Origin of the sequence: Zhongshania sp., assembly GCF_029212375.1 — a bacterium.
Classification (GTDB): domain Bacteria; phylum Pseudomonadota; class Gammaproteobacteria; order Pseudomonadales; family Spongiibacteraceae; genus Spongiibacter.
The window spans coordinates 51545-72091 of the sequence record NZ_JARGNU010000013.1 but is presented as its reverse complement, the minus strand read 5'-3'; the positions used below and the strand labels follow the sequence as shown (position 1 = coordinate 72091).

General features: G+C 51.1%; 16 protein-coding genes. 14 read left to right on the top strand and 2 right to left on the bottom strand.

The window, feature by feature from the left end; genetic code table 11:
• Positions 1–44 precede the first annotated feature (44 nt).
• From zipA to P1U47_RS13510, 3 genes are read left to right on the top strand one after another with little or no spacing between them, the layout of a single operon-like run.
• Complete coding sequence (gene zipA, locus P1U47_RS13520) at positions 45–1013, top strand: cell division protein ZipA (protein WP_301029601.1); 969 nt, start codon at positions 45–47, stop codon at positions 1011–1013.
• A gap of 47 nt (positions 1014–1060) precedes the next feature.
• Entirely contained in the window at positions 1061–3085 is a 2025-nt protein-coding gene (gene ligA / locus P1U47_RS13515) for an NAD-dependent DNA ligase LigA (protein WP_301029599.1), read from the top strand.
• Positions 3085–3690: a transglycosylase SLT domain-containing protein gene (locus P1U47_RS13510; RefSeq protein WP_301029597.1), complete on the top strand. Its 606-nt coding sequence runs from the start codon at positions 3085–3087 to the stop codon at positions 3688–3690. Before ligA ends, P1U47_RS13510 begins: the two co-directional genes overlap by 1 nt.
• 31 nt (positions 3691–3721) lie before the next feature.
• Here the strand turns inward: P1U47_RS13510 and P1U47_RS13505 are convergent, their stop codons facing one another.
• Positions 3722–4162, bottom strand: coding sequence for a VOC family protein (locus P1U47_RS13505; RefSeq protein WP_301029595.1), 441 nt, complete (start codon positions 4160–4162; stop codon positions 3722–3724).
• Positions 4163–4253: 91 nt separating this feature from the next.
• Between P1U47_RS13505 and P1U47_RS13500 the strand changes: the two genes are divergently transcribed.
• From P1U47_RS13500 to P1U47_RS13480, 5 genes are all read left to right on the top strand, one after another.
• Positions 4254–4727 carry an NAD(P)H-dependent oxidoreductase gene (locus P1U47_RS13500; protein WP_301029594.1) on the top strand — a complete coding sequence of 158 codons (474 nt, stop codon included), beginning with the start codon at positions 4254–4256 and terminating at the stop codon, positions 4725–4727.
• 206 nt (positions 4728–4933) lie between these two features.
• A complete protein-coding gene (locus tag P1U47_RS13495; protein ID WP_301029592.1) occupies positions 4934–7312 on the top strand; it encodes a TonB-dependent receptor in 2379 nt (792 codons plus the stop codon).
• Positions 7313–7654: 342 nt separating this feature from the next.
• The gene (locus tag P1U47_RS13490; RefSeq protein ID WP_301029590.1) at positions 7655–10177 is read left to right on the top strand and encodes a TonB-dependent receptor; all 2523 of its coding nucleotides are present in this window, start codon (positions 7655–7657) and stop codon (positions 10175–10177) included.
• 76 nt (positions 10178–10253) lie between these two features.
• A complete protein-coding gene (locus P1U47_RS13485) occupies positions 10254–11234 on the top strand; it encodes an XdhC family protein (protein ID WP_301029589.1) in 981 nt (326 codons plus the stop codon).
• Positions 11234–11833: an NTP transferase domain-containing protein gene (locus P1U47_RS13480; RefSeq protein ID WP_301029588.1), complete on the top strand. Its 600-nt coding sequence runs from the start codon at positions 11234–11236 to the stop codon at positions 11831–11833. The genes P1U47_RS13485 and P1U47_RS13480 overlap by 1 nt, the downstream gene beginning before the upstream one ends.
• A 4-nt stretch (positions 11834–11837) precedes the next feature.
• Here the strand turns inward: P1U47_RS13480 and P1U47_RS13475 are convergent, their stop codons facing one another.
• Positions 11838–12716 carry a LysR family transcriptional regulator gene (locus P1U47_RS13475; protein WP_301029587.1) on the bottom strand — a complete coding sequence of 293 codons (879 nt, stop codon included), beginning with the start codon at positions 12714–12716 and terminating at the stop codon, positions 11838–11840.
• Between the two features lie 127 nt (positions 12717–12843).
• On the opposite strand from P1U47_RS13475, the gene leuC reads away from it, so the two are divergent.
• The 6 genes from leuC to P1U47_RS13445 form a co-directional block, all read left to right on the top strand.
• On the top strand, positions 12844–14280 hold the full coding sequence (gene leuC / locus P1U47_RS13470; RefSeq protein ID WP_301029585.1) for a 3-isopropylmalate dehydratase large subunit: 1437 nt from the start codon (positions 12844–12846) through the stop codon (positions 14278–14280).
• A gap of 10 nt (positions 14281–14290) precedes the next feature.
• The gene (gene leuD / locus P1U47_RS13465) at positions 14291–14941 is read left to right on the top strand and encodes a 3-isopropylmalate dehydratase small subunit (RefSeq protein ID WP_301029584.1); all 651 of its coding nucleotides are present in this window, start codon (positions 14291–14293) and stop codon (positions 14939–14941) included.
• A 46-nt stretch (positions 14942–14987) separates the two neighbouring features.
• Entirely contained in the window at positions 14988–16070 is a 1083-nt protein-coding gene (gene leuB / locus P1U47_RS13460; RefSeq protein ID WP_301029582.1) for a 3-isopropylmalate dehydrogenase, read from the top strand.
• 73 nt (positions 16071–16143) lie between these two features.
• On the top strand, positions 16144–17262 hold the full coding sequence (asd, locus tag P1U47_RS13455) for an aspartate-semialdehyde dehydrogenase (protein WP_301029580.1): 1119 nt from the start codon (positions 16144–16146) through the stop codon (positions 17260–17262).
• Positions 17262–18227, top strand: coding sequence for an Asd/ArgC dimerization domain-containing protein (locus P1U47_RS13450; RefSeq protein ID WP_301029579.1), 966 nt, complete (start codon positions 17262–17264; stop codon positions 18225–18227). The genes asd and P1U47_RS13450 overlap by 1 nt, the downstream gene beginning before the upstream one ends.
• A gap of 138 nt (positions 18228–18365) precedes the next feature.
• Positions 18366–20547 (top strand): FimV/HubP family polar landmark protein (locus P1U47_RS13445; protein ID WP_301029577.1); only part of this gene is annotated, 2182 nt, incomplete at its 3' end.

Here is a 20547-nt window from a genome sequence, read left to right as displayed (position 1 = left end):
TTATTGTCGGGGATTCGGTCGTAAAGGCCAAAAAGGGCTAGGTAATGGACCTCAGTGTCAGAGATTGGTTAATTATAATTGGCGCGCTGCTAGCACTGGCAGTGTTGCTCGATGGCTATCGGCGGATGCACAAAGACCGTAGTGATACCATCCGTTTAACACCTAAAAACCGTCGTGAAGTAGACGACGATCTTGTTAACCCAGAGTTGCCAGGTGGCTCGGCGCGGGTTATTGCTGTGCGTGAGCAAGTCTCGCCGAGCCTGCATGTTAAGCGCGCACCGAGTAGTTTGGCGGCGGCGCGCAAGCCGGTTGCTAAGCTTGATGAGTTAGACGACGCAGACGACGATATACTATTTCGCGATCCAGCCGAAGAGTATTCCGCTAAGCCTGCGTCAGACCGCGAAGAGCTACATAATGTTGCCGCTGGCTGGGAAGGCGAACTCGATGGCCATGACGAAATTCTGCCTAGCTCTTCTAGCGTAAGCGAAACGACGTCAACATCTAAGAGCAGCAGCAGCAGCGGCAGTCGTCGAGCGGAGGGGGATGCTAAGTCCTTAAAGTCTGCACAAGCAACGCCAGCCGCGCATCAGGAATTGATAGTGCTCAATGTAATGTCGCCTGCCGAAAAGCCTTTTAAGGGCAATGATTTATTACAAATTTTAATGGCCTGCGATGTTCGCTACGGCAAGATGAATATTTTTCATCGTTACGAAAATGCCGACGGCACCGGTGAAATTCAATTCAGTGTGGCTAATTTGGTTGAGCCTGGCAATTTTGATCTAGATGAGATTGATGAATTCACCACTCCAGGTGTGGTTTTCTTTATGCATCTGCCTGGCCCCAAAGACAGCATGAAGGCCTATGAAGCCATGGCCGAAACTGCGCGTTGTTTGGTAAATAATTTAGAAGGCGAGCTGCGTGATCAAACCCACAGTGTCGCGACCAAGCAAACACTAGAGCACTATAAACAGCGAATCCGTGATTTTGAGCGCCGCCAACTAACCTTGATGTAAGGGCCGGCGGGCGCTGTATACAATCCACTATAACAACGGCGTCTTGAATGGCTGAACCCTCCCTGCGCGAGCGCTTAAATGCGCTTCGCGAACAACTTCATAGTTATAGCTACCACTATTACGTTCTCAACGAATCCACTATCCCAGACGCGGAGTACGATCGCTTATTTCGGGAGCTGCAAGAAATAGAAGCAGCCCATCCTGAATGGCAAAGCGCCGACTCGCCAAGTCAGCGGGTTGGTGCTGAACCACTGGCGGCGTTTAGTCAGGTTCGCCACGAAACGCCCATGCTGTCTTTGGATAATGTGTTTTCTGAGGCGGAATTGCTCGACTTCGATCAGCGTATTAAAACCCGCTTAAAAGATAGCGCCGAACTCAGCTATGCCTGTGAACCTAAATTAGACGGCATCGCAGTGAGCTTGCTTTATGTTGATGGGGTGTTAGTTAGGGGCGCAACTCGCGGTGATGGTCGAGTGGGTGAGGATATTACTCAAAATGTCAAAACCATCGCGTCAATCCCGCTTAAATTACGCGGAACTGGCTGGCCTGAAGAATTGGAAGTGCGGGGTGAAATTTATATGCCTCGCGCGGGTTTTGCACGAATCAACGACGCGGCCCGCAGCAGTGATGGCAAGGTGTTTGTTAATCCGCGCAATGCCGCGGCGGGAAGTTTACGCCAGTTAGATAGCCGTATTACTGCTACTCGTCCGCTGGAAATGAGTTGCTACGGCATTGCCCTCGGTGACGGTGAAGCTTGGTTTCACAGCCATAGTGAAGGGCTTGCAACGCTGCGCGACTGGGGGTTTTTAGTTAGTCCAGAATTGCGGGTGGTGGATTCGATACAAGGCTGTGTTGCCTATTATCAAGACCTTTTAGCGCGGCGTGATGGCCTAGCCTACGATATTGACGGTATTGTTTTTAAAGTCGACTCACTCGCCCTGCAAGAACATTTGGGCTTTGTGTCGAGAGCGCCGCGCTGGGCGATTGCTCATAAATTTCCAGCTCAAGAAGAAATTACGCAACTGCGCGATGTGGAGTTTCAAGTTGGCCGTACCGGCGCGGTGACGCCAGTCGCTAAGCTGGAACCGGTTTTTGTTGGTGGCGTTACGGTGAGCAATGCCTCGCTGCATAATTTTGATGAGGTCGCTCGTTTAGGGGTAATGATTGGCGACCACGTGGTGGTGCGTCGCGCCGGTGACGTAATTCCCCAAATTGTGCAAGTGGTGGTGGAGCGTCGTCCAGCGACTGCGCGGGCTATTATTGCGCCGGACCTTTGCCCCGTGTGCGCGAGTGCCTTGGAACGTGCGCCTGGCGAGGCGGTGCTGCGCTGCAGTGGCGGTTTGGTGTGTGGCGCGCAGCGCAAAGAGGCTATAAAACATTTTGCCAGCCGTAAAGCCATGGATATCGAAGGCTTGGGCGACAAGCTCGTTGAACAATTGGTCGATGCCGGCATCGTGGAAACGGTAGCTGATTTATTCGTATTAACGGCCGAGCAGTTAGCGGGCCTAGAGCGCATGGGCCAAAAATCCGCAGAGAATTTACTCGCCGCACTGCTTAAAGCGCGCGCAACAACGCTGCCACGCTTTTTGTATTCCTTAGGTATTCGCGAAGTGGGAGAGGCCACCGCGCTTAATTTGGCAAATCACTTTGGTGAGTTGCCAGCCTTGATGGCAGCGAGTGAAGAAGACTTAATTGCGGTGGCCGATGTTGGCCCAATTGTCGCCAGTCACCTCCATGCATTTCTTGCCAGCGACTATAATCGCGAGGTAATCGCGCTGTTGCAGGAGCGCGGTGTGAATTGGCCGGCGGCGCGGCGCGAGGGCGGCGCTCAGCCTTTGGCGGGGCAAACTTGGGTGCTGACCGGCAATCTTGAGTCGATGACGCGAGGTGAGGCCAAGGAAAAATTGCAAGCCTTGGGTGCCAAGGTTGCGGGCAGTGTTTCGGCTAAAACCGATTGCGTTGCTGCGGGCACTAGCGCGGGCTCCAAGCTCGCTAAGGCTGAAGCGCTGGGTGTGAAGGTAATTGATGAACAGCAATTGCTGCAAGTGTTTGCTGATAATGGTGAGCAGTAATGAAGGCTATTTTAGTGGCATTACTGCTGTTGTCGGTGACCGCATGCAGTACTTCGCCACCGCGTAATCCCGGTGATATTTGCGCTATTTTTCGCGAAAAAGACGATTGGTATGGCGATGCAAAATCGGCGTCTAAAAAGTGGAATTCACCGATTCCTATCATGATGTCGATCATGTACCAGGAATCGGGCTTTGTTGCCAAAGCCAAGCCGCCCAAGAAATACTGGCTGGGTTTTATTCCTGCTGGCCGTATGTCTGACGCCTACGGCTACGCCCAAGCCAAGGATTCAACTTGGGCGTGGTATGTGGATAAATCTGGGAATTGGGGCGCGGATCGCGACGATTTTAGCGATGCCATCGACTTTATTGGCTGGTATAACAATGTCAGTAATAAAATGGTCGGTATTAATCCAAACGACAGTTATAGCTTGTATATGGCATATCATGAAGGTCATGGTGGCTTCAAAAAACGCAGCTTCAATAATAAACCGTGGTTGAAGCGGGTGGCTGGCAAAGTGACGTCCCGCGCCCAAACTTACACTGCCCAGCTCGCCCGCTGCGAAAAGGATTTGAAAAGCGGGGGCTGGTTCTTCGGGATTTTTTAATCCCTAGTGCGTCATTTTCCTTTAATTGGTTTTACCACTCGCCGGTATTTGGCATTGAGAGCCAAGGTTCTTGCGGGGCGAGCGCCTCGCCGCGTTGTAATAATTCAATAGATATATTGTCGGGAGAACGCACAAAAGCCATGTGGCCGTCGCGGGGCGGCCGGTTTATGCACACGCCGCCGTCTTGCAGGGTTTGGCAACTGGCGTAAATATCGTCAACTAAAAACGCGAGATGGCCAAAGTTGCGGCCACCGTCGTACTCTTCTGGATCCCAGTTGTAGGTTAATTCAATCATTGGCGCCTCAGCGCTCTGCGCAGTTTCGACGTCTTGGGCTGCGGCCAAATAAATGAGGCTAAATCGACCTTTTTCGCTTTCGTAGCGGCGAATTTCTTTTAGCCCCAGTAAATCGCAGTAAAAGTGCATGGATTGCGGGAGGTCTTTTACCCGAACCATAGTGTGTAAATATTTCATGGTATCGCTTCCGTGGCTTTGCTTATGTCTAGGTGTAAATTGACGGCGGCTGTGTTTTCATTGCCCTTGTTTGGGCTAGCGAGTGTGCTTTGTGTCGGATTCTGAATCAAAACATTTATTAATTGTATACCACAGCCAGTCGGGTAGAAACGAGCGTCTAGCTTATGCGGCCCAAGCCGCTGCGCTCGCAGCCGAGCCAAGTGTGCAGCTGCGCTTGCTGCGTGCGGCGGAGGCGGGCACCCGCGACATAATGTGGTGTGATGGTATTTTATTTTTTATGCCCGAAAATTTTGGCAGCTTAGCGGGGGGCATGAAAGATTTTTATGATCGCACGTTTTACCCCGTAATTGCCCGCGAGCTTCACCGTCCCTATGGCGTATTTATGTGTACGGGTAATGATGGGAGCAATGCCCTGCGCCAATTTGAAAAAATTGCCAAGGGCTACGCTTGGCGCTGTGTTAGCGAGCCCGTTATCTGTTGCGGCGAGCCTGGACCTAGGGCATTTGAGCAAGCTGAAGAGCTCGGCGCCGGTTTTGCTGCGGGCCTCGAACTCGGAATTTTCTAAGACAACTCACTAATTATCTGCTTGATCTAAAACGACCTACTATTCGTAGCATGTCTTGTGCCATTCATGGGGGGTTATAGGGGTTATTCACATTTTACATTCTCAGATTCCAGACTAGACTGTGTATTAGCCCCAATGTGCTCGCTATTAATGCGATGCTATTTGAGCTGAAATTATTAAAATAAATCTCTTTGGGAGAGTCTTTGATGAGAAATCATTCCAAATCAAACCGTCATTTTATGCCCTTGGCAATGGCTGTGGGTTTGTGTGCAAACACCGCGGCGATGGCTGCACCCGCTTTGGAGGAAGTCCTAGTTACCGCGACCCTGCGTACTGAAAGCCTGCAAGACGTGCCGGTTTCAGTAAATGCCGTGTCTGGCGAAAAAATGGCCGAGGCGGGCATTGATAAGATTGAAGACTTACAAGCCTATGTACCTAATTTATCCATGTCAGAAACAGGTATCGGCACCAATATTTATATCCGTGGTATTGGCTCGGGTATTAACCCAGGCTTTGAACAGTCGGTAGGTATGTATTTTGATGGTATCTCCTATGGCCGTGGTCAGCTTACCCGCGCGCCGTTTCTTGATTTAGCGCGGGTTGAGGTGTTGCGCGGTCCGCAAAATATTCTTTACGGCAAAAACAGTATCGCCGGTGCTTTGAGTTTGATATCTGCCCGCCCTGGGCAAGAAAATGAGGGCATGATTTCCGGTTTGTATGAGCCCGATCACGGCGAAAAAGTTGTCGATTTTATGGTGTCTGGCCCGATCACCGACACCCTTGGCGGTCGATTAGCGCTGCGCAAGCGCGAGATGGACGGCTATATTGAAAACCTGACTTTGAATCGTGATGAACCGCAGCGAGATGAAGGGACTATTCGAGCGATTCTTGATTGGGACGCCACCGAAAATTTAACCGCGATGCTTAAATTTGAACTGGGTAAATTTGACGTTCTGGGTCGTCAAGTGGAAATTGTAAACGATCAGCCCTCTGCGCTACTTGGTGGGGCGACGTACGGGCAGGCATTGAACGCGTCCTTTGGTGCGGATTCGTCGGTATTAAATACCAAGCAGGATTACAAGCGTTCTTCGAACGGCGATTACAGTAATAACCGCACTAAAAACCTAACCTTAAATGTGGATTACGCCTTGGGTGAGAGTACGCTTACCTTTATTACAGGCTTATTGCATTACGAGTTTGCTGAACTTTGCGATTGTGATTTTACTGGCGCGCCAGTATTTAGCGTGCCGTTTGAAGAAGACTACGATCAATACAGTCAGGAAATTCGTTGGGTTTCTGCCGCTGGCGGCACCTTTGAGCATATCGGCGGTATGTATTATCAAAAAAGTGAGCTAGATTTCTACGATGCGATAGTGATTGACAGCGATATTATTCCTAAGGCTGTGTATTCAAAAGTTTACGATCTTTATGGGGGGGCAGCTGGCGAGCCGACCTCTTCTGGCGCGGCGGGGGCGTCGATGGCGGCAATTTCAAATACCACGACACCTCGTTATTTTACCAGCGACGCAGAGTTGTGGTCGGTGTTTTGGCAAACTACGTGGAATGCCTCGGATCGCTTGAGAGCCACTCTCGGTCTTCGATATTCTTACGAAGACAAAGAGGGTAGCAGAAGTCTGACCGTTGCCGACTTGAGCGGCAATGAGCGTGCTGTGGGTACGGTCGATTCTGTGCTCGCCAGCGTGTTTAAGGTTGAACGTCACGATCTCAAAGGTAAGCAAAGTGGGGGCAATCTAGCGCCGTCTTTAAATGTTCAATATGACGTTAATGATGATGTGATGGCCTATGCAACCTTGAGTATTGGGCATAAATCAGGCGGTTTTGATGCGCGCTCCAATGCCTCGCCAGGTGGCACGCTCGATGGTTCCTTTGAATACGATGAGGAAAAGGCAACTAGCTTTGAAGTTGGTGCTAAGACCAGCTTTATGGATGGTCGCGGCGAATTAAATATTGCCGGCTTTTTCACTAAGTACGACGATCTTCAGGTAAGTATTTTTGATGGTACTTTGGGCTTTAATGTGGGCAACGCCGGTGCAGCAGAGATCAAGGGTATCGAGCTTGATGGCCGCTTTGCACTTACCGACCGCTTGATGATGGGTGCAGCGCTAGCATTCCTCGACTTTGAATTTACTGATTTTAAAAACGGTCAGTGCTACCAAGGGCAGACGCCGGATAACGGTATCTATTGCGACTACACTGGTAAAAGCAACCAGTACGTAGCTGACTACTCAGGTAATGTGACCTTCACGTATACCCGTGAATTTGGTGATGCTATGGAGTTAAGGGCTGGCACCGATTTTGTCTTTACAGACAGCTATAACTCCTCGCAGAACTTGGACCCTAGCCAAGAGCAAGATGCCTATGTGAAGGTGAATGCGCGCTTGGCGATTGCAGATGTAAAATCGGGTTGGGAGCTAGCCTTGGTGGGTAAAAACCTGACGGATGAAAACGTCATCTCTTACTCGAATGATGTGCCCTTAGCCAATAGTAGTTTTGGTAGCATTGGTCATTATGCATTTATTGAGCGTCCCCGCAGCGTGGCTGTTCAAGCGAGCTATCGCTGGTAATCGGCAATGTAGCTAGCGCTTAGTGCTAGCTACAACATCTCACCGTTTTTATGCCGCACATGCGGCATTTTTTTTGCCCCTTTTGTGGATACCCTTTATTTGGCTCCATGCCTTCGATGTCTAGTTTGAATAGGCGAGTGAGGTGATTATTTTTCGTGTTTATGGTCGCTATATGGATTAAAAATTCTAATTGATTGAACCAAATGCCAAAATGCGATATGTTTTCAATGCAAACATTTTGGCATAATCGTATAATGTCGACTACTTTGAAAAGAAGGTAGCTTGCTTGGTCGAATATCAGGCGGCGACATATAAAAAAAACCCACTGCATCTGGAGGTCTTATGACCTTGAAAAACACCATTTTTGACTTCCGTTTATCTGCCTTGGCGGCCGCTGTCGTCTTGTGCTCTGCGCAAACTCAGGCGGCAGGAGTGCTCGAAGAGGTAATCGTTACGGCCACTTTGCGCGCCGAAAGCCTACAAGATGTTCCGGTATCGGTTAATGCGGTGTCGGGTGAGAAAATGATGGAGGCGGGGATCGGCAAAGTAGAAGATCTACAAGCCTATGTCCCCAACTTGACCATGTCGGAAACTGGCATTGGTACCAATATTTATATTCGCGGTATCGGTTCTGGTATCAACCCAGGCTTTGAACAGTCTGTTGGTATGTATTTCGATGGTGTGAGTTATGGGCGTGCGCAATTGAGTCGAGCGCCTTTCTTGGATTTGGCGCGGGTTGAAGTACTGCGCGGACCACAAAATATTCTATTTGGTAAAAACAGTATTGCAGGGGCATTAAGCTTAATTTCAGCGCGTCCCAGCCAAGAATTTGAGGGAATGGTTTCGGGCACTTACGAGGTTGAGACTAATGAGCAAGTGCTAGACTTGGTGCTTTCTGGCTCACTGACTGACTCTGTGGGTGCGCGTTTGGCAGTTCGAAAGCGTCTTACCGACGGTTACATGGAAAATCTCACGCTAAACCGGGATGAGCCCGAGCGCGACGAGCAAACCATTCGCGCTATTTTTGAGTGGGACGCGACCGCAAATTTGACCGCTGCGCTGAAGCTGGAAGTTGGCCAGTTTGACGTAAATGGTCGCCAGATTGAGATCATCAACGATAATCCGTCTACAGATTCAACCTTTGACGGCAAGACCTACGCTCAGATCCTAGATAACTTCGAAATCGGCCCAGGCGGGCTTTTAGGTACGGTTGACGCAGACTCATCAGTGCTCAATAACTATCAAGACTACAAGCGCTCTTCAAACGGCGATTTTAGCTACAACGACACCCATAATGTGACGTTAAATGTTGATTACGCTTGGGGCGAACACACCTTTACCTTCATCACCGGTATTCTGGGTTATGAAACGGCAGAATTGTGCGATTGTGACTTTACCGGTGCGTCGGTGTTTAGCGTTGCTGCCGAAGAAGAATACTCGCAATTTAGCCAAGAAATTCGCTGGGTATCACCAGTGGGCGAAAACTTTGAATTTATAGCCGGTGCTTTTTACCAGCAGAGTTCCTTGGATTTCTTCGACAGTATTCGTGTTGAAAGCGATATTTTGCCCAAATTGTTAAATGGCGCCGATGTGCTAGAAGGCGGCGCCCGAGGCGAACGGCCGCCATTTGACGTTCTTGGTGGCCCGGATCTAAGTTTAATCAATGTCAATTTACCTGCCGGTGGTATTGGTGATGCGGGCGATGAAATTAGAAACTTAGGTACACCGCGTAACTTCACCTCAGACACCAAACTTTTGTCCGGCTTTATTCAAGCGACTTGGAATATGACTGATTTGACCCGTGCAACCTTGGGTCTGCGCTATTCCTATGAAGAAAAAGATGGTTCGCGTTCGCTCAATTTTACGGATATCACCACGGGTGAAATTCGTGCCGAAGGTGAAGTTGATACGGTTGTAGCAAAGAACTTCTCAGCCGAGCGTCATGATCTAAGTGGTGAACGTTCTGGTGGTAACTTGGCGCCCTCGTTGAATATACAACATGACTGGAGCGACGACGTAATGCTCTATGCCACCGCGAGTGTCGGTTACAAGTCTGGTGGTTTCGATGCGCGTTCAAATGCATCGCCAGAGCTTAATGTAATTCGCCCTCTTCAAAACACCGGCGGTGAAACCTTGGTCATCAAGGGTAGTTTTGAGTATGACGATGAGCAGGCGACCAGCTTTGAGGCCGGTGCCAAAACCACCTTACTTGACGGTGCTGCAGAGCTGAATGTTGCTGCGTTTTACACTCAGTATGACGATCTTCAGGTGAGTATCTTTGACGGCACTTTGGGTTTCAACGTTGGCAATGCGGGTGCTGCAACGACTATGGGGCTTGAGCTCGACGGCCGTATGGCGCTAACTGAAAACTTAATGATGACGGGGGCGCTAGCGTTTCTAGACTTTGAATTTACCGACTTCAAAAATGGTCAATGCTATCAGGGACAAGTTGCAGACAGCATGGAGGAGGATAGGGGCTACTGTAATTACAAGGGGCAAACGAATCAGTATGTCGCCGATTACTCTGGAAACTTAACCTTTGTTTATACCACAATGGTGTCGAAGGATATTGAGTTCCGTGGCGGTGCAGACTTTGTTTTCACTGGCGCCTATAATTCTTCACAGAATTTAGATCCTAGTCAGGAGCAGGACGCCTACGTAAAATCGAATTTACGTTTCTCTTTGGCTGATGTTACTGCAGGATGGGATGCGGCGATATTGGTTAAGAATGTGACCGATGAAACGACCATTTCTTATTCAAATGACACGCCGTTGTCCTATAGTACTTTTGGCTCGATAGGCCATTACGGCTTTATCGACGCACCGCGTACTATAGCTTTGCAAGCGACTTACCGCTGGTATTGATTTTGTCCTAAGGGATGAAAGAATATAACGCCGCGCAAGCGGCGTTTTTTTTGCCTTTACAAACAGGTTTTACTTAGTGAAAACAATAGATCAATTAGTACTTGCGGCGGCATCAGCATTCTTGCAACGAGGTGAGTCTGGCTGGTTGTGTACCGTGGTTAAAACCTTCGGTGCTTCCCCTCGGCCGCTGGGATCAATGATGGCCTTAGACGTGGATGGTAATGTGCATGGCTCGCTTTCTGGTGGTTGCATAGAAGATGAGTTACTCGCCAAATTACAAGCCGGCGAGTTGGCCAGCGCAGGGCCAGAGCTATTGGAATACGGCGTGAGCCCCGAAGAAAACGAGCGTTTTGGTTTGCCCTGCGGTGGGCGCATGCATATTTTATTGGAGCCCTTGTCGCCCGATAAAATTCGCTGCGAGCAGCTTGCGGAATTAAATAATGCCTTGGCTGCACGGCAGCCCATTCGTCGTGTGGTGACTTTAATGACGGGTGACTGGCAGCTAATGACGATAAATAGTTGCCAAGCATTGCAAATTGATAGCAATAGCCTGCAGCAAGATTTTGGTCCGCGGTTTCAGTTATTGCTAATCGGCGCGAATGAATTAGCTCGTTGCATTGCGGAAATTGCCTTGGCGATGGATTACCGCGTTATGGTCTGCGATCCACGTGAAGATCGTCGCAGTCAGTGGTCGGTTAGCGGTGCAGAGTTATTGGCCGATATGCCCGACGATGCGGTTAGTCAGCATGGCGACAGTTTTACGGCTGTCGTGACCTTAACTCACGACCCGCGCATCGACGATATGGCGCTGATGCAGGCGCTAACCCAGCGCTTGTTTTATGTGGGCGCCTTAGGCTCGCAGCGCACATCCGATAAACGCCGTGTACGTTTAAAGGCTTTAGATATTAGTGATCAGCAATTGCAGCAATTACATGCTCCTGTTGGGCTGCCAATTGGCAGTAAATCTGCCATGGAAATCGCCTTGGCGATTATGGCCGAGTTAACGCAATTGCGGGCGCTGAAGAGGCGGGCTGACCTCGAGGCACCAATAAGCTAATGAGTTTGCCCATACTGATTCTGGCGGCGGGAAAAAGCCGACGCTTTGGCGAGGCAGATAAACGTTTTGCACCGCTGCCCCACGGCGGGGTATTGGTTAACGCTTTGGTGCGGCGGGCGCGCAAAGCGGGTCTCGATGTTTCGGTGGTCATTGACGCGGGTGACGATGTTTCTGATCGTATCGATGCGCCCTGCATTTTATCGGTCAATGCCAGTTTGGGCATGGGCCATAGCATTGCCGATGGGCTTACCCATTTACGTTTAACGTCGTCGGCGCTGGGCGTATTAGTTCTGCCGGTGGATTTGCCGCTGTTGCGTATAGAGTCACTGCTTGCAGTCGCAAAAATCCTTAAGCCAAACAATATTGTGATGCCGGTGTGCGCGGGGCGGCGGGGCCACCCAGTTGGTTTTGGTCGCAACTTCTGGCCGCAATTGTGCGAGTTGCGTGGCGATGTTGGCGCAAAGTCGGTATTAACAAGTCAGGCTAAATTTGTTGAAGAAGTCGCTGTGGGCGACAAAGGGATTTACCAAGACGCGGATACCCCAGCGCAAATGGCGGAGCTATTACTCAGCCTGAAGCCGCGCTTGCGGCCGGAATAAGTCCTTATTTTGGTGCGCGCTCTGCCAGCAGTAGCTCAATGAAAGCGTCGGCGGCATTCGATAAGCTGCGGCTGCGGTGGTGTACGCAGCCCAGAGTGCGCGACAAAGCCTGGCCCTGCCATTGCAGCGCCACTACGGTGTCGTCGAGTAGGGTGAGGGGCAGAATACTCCAACCCAAGCCAATGCTGACCATCACCTTGATGGTTTCCAAATAATTGGTCGACATGCCAATGTTCATGCTCAGGCCTTGCTGGTCGAACAAGTCCTTAATAATTTGCCCCGTGTAGGTGTTTAAGCCCGGCGGTAGCGCGGTGTGTTGGCTGAGCATGTCGGCGCTCACGGTGTTGAACTTGGCCAGAGGGTGATCCTTGGCCACGGTAACAGACAGCGGATCTTCCCATATCGGGATCGACTGCAATTGTTGGTCGTCGCTCGGTGACAGGGTGATTACCGCTAAATCCATCTCGCCATGCAAAATGCGCTGGTGGGCGAGTTCCGAATCCATAAAGTCGATATCGAGTTTTACCTCGGGATAGCGCTGGCTGAACTCGCGCAATACTGGCGGCAGGCGGTGTAAGCCTATGTGGTGGCTTATGCCCATCGACAGGCGGCCACTAACGGAGCCGCGCAGGTCGTGAATGCTGCGCACCGCCTCCTTAATGTCTTGCAGTATGCGCCGACTCTGGGGCATGAGCGCGCGACCGGCCTCGGTTAAATGGATGTTGCGGCCAATGCGGTCGAATAATTTGCAGCTTAATTGCCGCTCTAGCGCGGCAATGCGCTTGCTCACGGCGGGTTGGGTAATGTGCAGCTGCTCCGCGGCCAGCGAGAATGACTGCTGCTCGGCTACAGCGAGAAAGGCTTTGAGAGATTCGGTATCCATGCCGAATTGTATTTGCATTCCCGTATGGAATGCAAATAATGAAAAATATGAATTTGTGTTATTTGATGTGCCTGCGTAATATTGCAGCTCTGAAATTACTCTTTTAGTCAGTACGGCGGGACAGGATATGGCTGGTCAGGATAAGAAAGGACAAACACTTTACGACAAATTGTGGGCGGCTCACTTGGTCAAAGAGCGCGACGATGGCACGGCGCTGCTGTATATCGACCGTCATTTGGTACACGAAGTTACCTCGCCACAGGCGTTTGAAGGCCTGCGTTTAGCTGGGCGTAGCCCGTGGCGGGTAACGGCAAATTTGGCAACGCCAGACCACAATGTGCCCACCGAAGCGGTTGAGCGCAGCGGCGGGGTAGAGGCCATTGCCGACGAAGTGTCGCGTATCCAAGTGCGCACCTTAGATGAGAATTGCAGCGAATTTGGCATCACCGAATTTTCAATAAATGACGTGCGCCAAGGCATTGTGCACGTGGTTGGTCCCGAGCAGGGCGCAACTCTGCCAGGCATGACCGTGGTGTGTGGCGATTCCCACACGGCTACTCATGGCGCGCTAGGGGCATTGGCCCACGGCATTGGTACCTCAGAGGTAGAACACGTCCTTGCCACCCAGTGCCTGATTCAAAAGAAAAGCAAAAACATGCTGGTGCGGGTCGACGGTGAATTGGGTCCCGGCGTAACCGCAAAAGACGTGGTGCTGGCCATTATTGGTAAAATCGGTACGGCGGGTGGCACTGGCTATGCAATTGAGTTTGGTGGCGAGGTGATTCGCAAGCTGTCTATGGAAGGTCGTATGACTATCTGTAATATGGCGATTGAAGGCGGCGCCCGTGTCGGTATGGTTGCGGTAGACGATATTACCCTCGACTACGTTAACGGTCGCCCCTTTGCGCCCAGCGCTGCAGAGTGGGATGAAGCGGTTAAGTACTGGCGCACCCTGCACAGCGATGATGACGCTGTATTTGATGCCACGGTCGTGCTTAATGGCGCCGATATTCTGCCCCAAGTAACCTGGGGTACTAGCCCAGAAATGGTGTTGCCGATCAATGGCATTGTACCTAGCCCCAACGATTACACTGACCCTGCCAAGCGCAGCGGCTGCGAGCGGGCGCTGGAGTATATGGGCTTAAAAGCGGGCCAGGCGATTACCGATATTAAGCTAGATCGTGTATTTATTGGTTCTTGTACCAATTCGCGTATCGAAGATCTGCGCGAAGCAGCCGCTGTTGTGCGCGGTAAAAAAGTGGCTGCCAATGTGAAAGAGGCCTTGGTTGTACCTGGTTCCGGTCTGGTGAAAAAGCAGGCCGAGGCAGAAGGTTTAGATAAAATCTTTATCGAGGCGGGTTTGTTATGGCGCGAGCCAGGCTGCTCAATGTGCCTTGCCATGAATGCCGATAAGCTCGGCGCTGGCGAGCACTGCGCCTCGACCTCCAACCGCAATTTTGAAGGCCGTCAGGGCTTTGGCGGTCGCACCCATTTGGTGAGCCCCGCCATGGCGGCAGCCGCCGCAGTAGCAGGTCATTTTGTTGATGTTCGGGACTGGATTTGAGGAATTGGCTATGAAAGCATTTACAGTGTTAGACGGTATTGTAGCGCCAATGGATCGCGCCAATGTAGATACCGATATGATTATTCCCAAGCAGTTTTTAAAGTCGATCAAGCGCAGTGGTTTTGGTCCTAATCTGTTTGATGAGCTGCGTTATCTTGATGAAGGCCAGCCTGGTCGCGACAATAGTCAGCGCCCGCTAAATCCAAGCTTCCCCCTGAATCAGCCGCGCTATCAAGGCGCCGAAATTTTGTTGGCGCGGGAAAATTTTGGTTGCGGCTCAAGTCGCGAGCACGCGCCCTGGGCATTAGAAGATTACGGCTTTAGCTGCGTGATTGCGCCGAGCTTTGCCGATATTTTCTTCAATAACTGCTTTAAAAACGGCATTTTGCCGATTGTTTTGCCCGCAGCCAAAGTGGCTGAGCTGTTTGCTGCAATGTATGCCGATGAAGGCTATAAGCTCAAAATAGACTTGCCAGCGCAGACGGTAATTACGCCAGCAGGCGAATCCATTCCCTTTGAGGTGGATGAGTTTCGCAAGCACTGCCTTGTTAACGGTTTGGACGACATTGGTTTAACGCTGCAAGACGCCGATGACATTCGCGCCTATGAGAGCAAGTTGATGACGACGTCGCCGTGGTTGTTTCGTGAGCACATCGCTTAATAAATTGGTTTAGCAACAGTAAAAGCTATTTTAAAAGGAGTATAAGGTGTCTACACAAAGAACAATTGCAGTATTACCTGGCGACGGGATTGGCCATGAAATCATGGCAGAAGCCGTTAAGGTCTTAGAAAACGTCAATGCCCGTTTTGAGTTGGGTTTAAATTTAGAGCACGCCTTAGTGGGCGGTTCTGCTATTGATGCCCACGGTAGTGCGTTGCCCGAGGCGACCTTTGAACTGTGCGCCCGCGCTGATGCAATTCTACTGGGTGCAGTGGGTGGTCCTAAGTGGGATAAGCTGCCACCGGCAGATCGCCCAGAGAAAGCCGGGCTGTTAGAAATTCGTCGGCGTTTGGATTTGTTTGGCAATTTGCGCCCCGCGATTTTGTATCCGCAGTTGGCGGATGCCTCGTCGCTGAAGCCCGAGCTGGTTGCTGGTTTGGATATATTGATCGTACGAGAGCTGACCGGCGGTATTTATTTTGGTCAGCCTCGTGGTATTCGGGTTTTAGAAAATGGCGAACGCGAAGGCTATAACACCTATGTGTATAACGAGTCGCAGATTCGGCGCATTGGTAAGGTGGCCTTTGAAGCGGCGCAAAAGCGCGGTGGTCGCCTGTGCTCCGTCGATAAGGCTAATGTTTTGGAAGTAACCATGCTGTGGCGAGAAGTGATGGACGACATGGCCAAGGACTACCCCGATGTTGAGCTGAGTCATATGTATGTCGACAATGCCGCCATGCAGTTGATTCGCGAACCCAAGCAGTTTGATGTAGTGGTTACTGGTAATATGTTTGGTGATATTTTGTCTGACGCCGCCGCCATGCTCACCGGTTCAATTGGCATGCTGCCGTCTGCCTCGCTGGATGTGAATGGTCGCGGCATGTACGAGCCCTGTCACGGTTCGGCGCCAGATATTGCAGGACAAAATAAAGCAAACCCATTGGCGACGATTTTGTCGGTGGCGATGATGTTGCGTTATTCGCTGGCAGAGCCGGATGCGGCGCAAGCGATTGAAGACGCCGTGAGCAAAGTGCTGGACAAGGGGCTGCGTACTGGTGATATCTTCTCGCCGGGCAGCACCCTTGTGAACACCGTAGAAATGGGCGATGCCGTTATCGCTGCGCTTTAAAACGCACGGTCTGTTTCTGGGTAGAGATTAGCGTCGGCGGTGTCGTCGATTGCAAAACAGTTTTGGAGTCATTATGAAAAAAGTAGGATTTGTAGGTTGGCGCGGTATGGTTGGCTCAGTATTGATGGGTCGGATGCTAGATGAAAAAGACTTTGACAGCATTGAACCGGTATTTTTCACTACCTCCAACGTCGGCGGTCAGGGCCCTGCGATTGGCCGTGACATCGAGGCCTTAAAAGACGCCAATGACGTGGCTGAATTGCGGCAAATGGATATTATCATTTCCTGTCAGGGCGGCGATTACACTAAAGCCGTATTCCCTGCGCTGCGTGAGGGCGGTTGGGACGGCTACTGGATTGATGCGGCCTCTTCACTGCGCATGAAAGACGACGCTATTATCACCCTCGACCCCGTTAACCTCGACGTGATTAAAGACGGTTTGAGCCGCGGCGTTAAAAACTTTATCGGCGGCAACTGTACCGTGAGCTTAATGCTGATGGCTGTTGGCGGCTTATTCCGTGAAGGCTTGGTGGAGTGGGTTAGCGCTCAAACATATCAGGCGGCTAGCGGCGCCGGCGCACAAAATATGCGTGAATTGATTAACCAGATGGGCACTGTACGGGACTGCGTTGCCGACGAGTTGGCCGATCCGCGCTCCAATATTCTCGATATCGACCGTAAAGTTGCCGAGATGATGCGCAGCGATGCTTTTCCTAAAGAACAGTTTGGTCACGCCTTGGCGGGCAGCTTACTGCCGTGGATTGATACTCAGCTAGAAAACGGCCAGAGCCGCGAAGAGTGGAAGGGCCAAGCCGAGACCAATAAAATTCTTGGTCGCGAGCAGTCGCCTATCGCCATTGACGGGAACTGCGTGCGTATCGGCGCCATGCGCTGCCACAGCCAGGCCCTGACCATTAAACTCAATAAAAACGTTGCGATTAGCGAAGTGGAAAGCATTTTGGCCAGCGCCAATGATTGGGTGCAGGTTGTGCCTAATGACCGCGCTGAAACCCTTGCCAAACTGACGCCGACCGCAGTCACCGGCAAGCTTCATGTGCCCGTTGGCCGTTTGCGTAAATTGAACATGGGCGATCAGTATTTGTCGGCCTTTACCGTTGGCGATCAGTTGCTGTGGGGCGCTGCCGAGCCGCTGCGCCGTATGCTGCGAATTTTGCTTGGAGATATCAAGTAATGGCGTTTAAGCGCATTGCGATTTTTGGTGCCACTGGCCTTGAAGGTGAGTCGCTGTTAGAAGCCTTATCTGGCTTGGAGCTTGGCATCGAAACTGCAAGCGTGTTTGCGGCGGATGCCGAGGGCGAAACTGCGATGTTTCGCGGTCGTCCGGTCGCGGTAAAAGCGCCAGACACAGCTGATTTTAGCGCCCTAGATTTGGCCATTTTTCTCCCCGAGGTTGGCAGCGATGCCGCTTTGGTGGACGCCGCCTGCGACGCTGGTATTGTGGTGCTAGATGCCACCGATACCTTGGCGCAGCGCGATGATGTGGCTATGTTCTGCGAGGGTGCTGAGGTTGCGGTGGGTAAGCTATTCGCAATTGCAGATGCTGCCAGCAGTCATGTGGCTGCGCTGCTGCAGCAATTGGCACCGGCCAGCATTAAACGTGTTGATATTAGCGTTGCCCAGGCGGTTTCGGTGGCGGGCCGCGATGGTATCGAAGCGCTAGCGGCTGAGACTGCGCGCCTGCTCGGCGGCCAAACCCCTGATACAACGGCGCTGGGTCAGCAGATTGCCTTTAATGTACTGCCCCAGTCTGCCGATCGCGCTGCCGCCGAGTTAGAGCACAATCTTATGCGGCTATTGGGCGCCGACGTTGATGTAATTGCTAATGTGATGATGGTGCCAGTGTTTTATGGCCACACTATTATGTTGCGCGTGGCGTGTGAGGAGCGGCCTGATTTGTCTGCACTGCGCGGCTGCTTAAGTGAGGATGCGCGCTTTCGTTTATTTCCAAACGAAGACGCTGAGCAAGCCTCACCAGTGTGCTTGCAAGGCAGCGATTGTATCGATGTAGACCAACTTTATTACGATAGACGTGATGAAACGGCCTTTCGTTGTACTGTTGTCGGTGATAATCTCCGTAAAGGTGCGGTGTTTAACATTATTGAACTGCTTAAAATCTTGATTAAAATCAACATCTAGCTAATATCTACGCATGTGATTTGGAGATGTAAAGATCTTCACACTCAGTGGTATTCGGTAGGTAGATTTACTTAATATGAAGGCAGTATTTCAGTTTAGCCGCTGAGAACTGAGCGCTAAGACACAGACGGTGACGATATGGTTAGTAAGAGGCTTGCAACTGCGGTACTGGTAACGGGTGCCTTGCACAGCGGCATTGCGAGCGCGCTCGGCGTAGGGGAGCTAAGCCTTGAGTCGGCCTTGAATCAGCCTTTTCGAGCCGAAATTCCCCTGCGAGATGTCGGTGAACTCGACGTTGAGCAAATTCGGATTGCGCTAGCTGATGCTAGCGCATTCGAAAATGCCGGTGTTGAGCGCAGCCAATTTCTCAGCGCGCTGCAATTTCATGTTGAATTGCAGCGCGGTGGCCGCGGCCGAATTATTGTCACTACCGAAAAAGCAGTTCAAGAACCCTATCTCGATTTTATTGTGGAGGTGCGCTGGCCGAACGGAAAGATGAATCGTGAATACACGGTTCTACTCGATTTGCCGGTGTTTGCGCCCACATCCTCAGCGTCTAGTGTAAGTGTTGCTAGCGCGTCCAAAGTCACAAAGCCCACACCGCTGGCAGAGCCTAGTCAGCGAGAGCAGGGCGGAAGTATTGGCATAGCGAGTCGCGAAGCGCCGCAAGTTCGCGATGTTGCCCAACAGCAAATGTTGCCAAAATCGAAGGACGCCACTGAATACCGTGTTCAGCATCACGATACCATGTGGAAAATTTCCCAAAAACTGAGGCCCAGCGCCTATGTAACAACCCAGCAAACGATGCTGGCACTATTAAAGAAAAACCCCAAGGCTTTTGTCGGCGGCAATGTTAACCGTATAAAGTCGGGCTATGTGTTGCGTATCCCCAGTGAAGCAGAAGTTCAAGAAATTAATCAGAGCCAAGCGGTTAATGAAATTAGAGCGCAAGCTCGGGAGTGGCGCGGCGAAAAAGTTAAACGCTCGGCGCCAGATAAAAAAGCGCCTGCTGAAACTAAAACCACGATGGCTTCGGCCAGTGCCCCGCAACTTGATGCCACCGATAAATCTGGTCGCAGTCCTGTTGCAGCGCAAGATCAGGCCGTTAAATTTTCTGTTGGCAGTGCGGGAAGTGATGCCTCTGCAAGCAATGATGTAGAGGCATTGCGCCAAAAAGTGCGTGAAGAGCAAGAAAATCTCGATAAGACCTTGCTAGAAAACGAGGCCATGCAAACTCGCGTTGTGGAGATGGAAAAGCAAATCCGCACCTTGCAAAGTCTGATTACCCTCAAGAATAGCCAGTTGGCCGCCTTGCAGGGCGGCGTAGCAGGTGTAGACGCAGTGCCTGTGCCTAACCAAAGCGCAGATATGAATGTGCAGAGCGACGACGCCAGTATTGCGACGTCGCCTGAATCCGAGGCGCCTTCGTCTGAGGCTAACTCGGCAATGGTTGCAGACACGAACTTGGCCGCCGATAAGGGTGTGGCTGAGATTGCCAACAGCTCCGTGGAAGCGGCTGCTGAGCCTATAGCTGAAATCAAGCCAGAATCAGCGGCTGTAACGCCCGACACCATGGCTGCCACCGCTCAGGAGTGGTTTAGTAATGGTTTGGTGAAATACATTGGTCTTGGTTTGGCGGTACTGGCGTTGCTGGTACTGATTATTCGTAGAAAGACAGCTCACAGTGACGAAGAAGCTGATTTGGCTGCGTTTGAAGCAAGTCTGGCTGCAGGAGCTGCGACCGAGGGCGATGTGTTTGCCGCCGAGCCAGAGGCGCTTGATTTCGATATTGGAAATACCGATGCCACTGAACTGAATGATGAACAGGAACCAACTTTCAGTGCCAATGATTTTGACTTTGACGATATCGATGTTGAAAGCGCTGATGTTGACGGTGCTGGCATTGAAACCAAGGTTGAGGTGGCAGAAGAACTCGAAAGCGATATCGATTTATTTGCCGCCGAAAGCGATGACAGTGAAGCCGTGCAGCCGCAAACCGGCGATATCGTCGCTGAGGCAGATATTTATGTGGCCTATGGCCGCTACGATCAAGCGGCGAGCTTATTAAAAACCGCAATTAGCCAAGATCCAGATAACGCCGACCTACAGGTAAAACTGGCTGATATTTATTTAGATACCCGCGACCGCGAAAGTTTTATCGAAGCCTATACTGGTCTGCAAAGCTTAGGCGATGTTGCAGCGATTGCCCGTGTTAAAGAGTCAATGTCGGCAATTGATGGGGTGAGCGATTGGCTAGACGCTGAAGACGATAAGCCCGCGGTCAATACTGTGGATTTGGAACTTGATGGCGATTTTGACT

What these genes read in the sequence shown, in the direction of transcription:
- asd (WP_301029580.1), top strand. Translation starts at nt 16,144, where the DNA reads ATGAAAAAAGTAGGATTTGTAGGTTGGCGCGGTATGGTTGGCTCAGTA.
- leuC (WP_301029585.1), top strand. Translation starts at nt 12,844, where the DNA reads ATGGCTGGTCAGGATAAGAAAGGACAAACACTTTACGACAAATTGTGG.
- P1U47_RS13450 (WP_301029579.1), top strand. Translation starts at nt 17,262, where the DNA reads ATGGCGTTTAAGCGCATTGCGATTTTTGGTGCCACTGGCCTTGAAGGT.
- P1U47_RS13510 (WP_301029597.1), top strand. Translation starts at nt 3,085, where the DNA reads ATGAAGGCTATTTTAGTGGCATTACTGCTGTTGTCGGTGACCGCATGC.
- P1U47_RS13475 (WP_301029587.1), bottom strand. Translation starts at nt 12,716, where the DNA reads ATGGATACCGAATCTCTCAAAGCCTTTCTCGCTGTAGCCGAGCAGCAG.
- zipA (WP_301029601.1), top strand. Translation starts at nt 45, where the DNA reads ATGGACCTCAGTGTCAGAGATTGGTTAATTATAATTGGCGCGCTGCTA.
- P1U47_RS13490 (WP_301029590.1), top strand. Translation starts at nt 7,655, where the DNA reads ATGACCTTGAAAAACACCATTTTTGACTTCCGTTTATCTGCCTTGGCG.
- P1U47_RS13480 (WP_301029588.1), top strand. Translation starts at nt 11,234, where the DNA reads ATGAGTTTGCCCATACTGATTCTGGCGGCGGGAAAAAGCCGACGCTTT.
- ligA (WP_301029599.1), top strand. Translation starts at nt 1,061, where the DNA reads ATGGCTGAACCCTCCCTGCGCGAGCGCTTAAATGCGCTTCGCGAACAA.
- leuD (WP_301029584.1), top strand. Translation starts at nt 14,291, where the DNA reads ATGAAAGCATTTACAGTGTTAGACGGTATTGTAGCGCCAATGGATCGC.
- P1U47_RS13495 (WP_301029592.1), top strand. Translation starts at nt 4,934, where the DNA reads ATGAGAAATCATTCCAAATCAAACCGTCATTTTATGCCCTTGGCAATG.
- P1U47_RS13505 (WP_301029595.1), bottom strand. Translation starts at nt 4,162, where the DNA reads ATGAAATATTTACACACTATGGTTCGGGTAAAAGACCTCCCGCAATCC.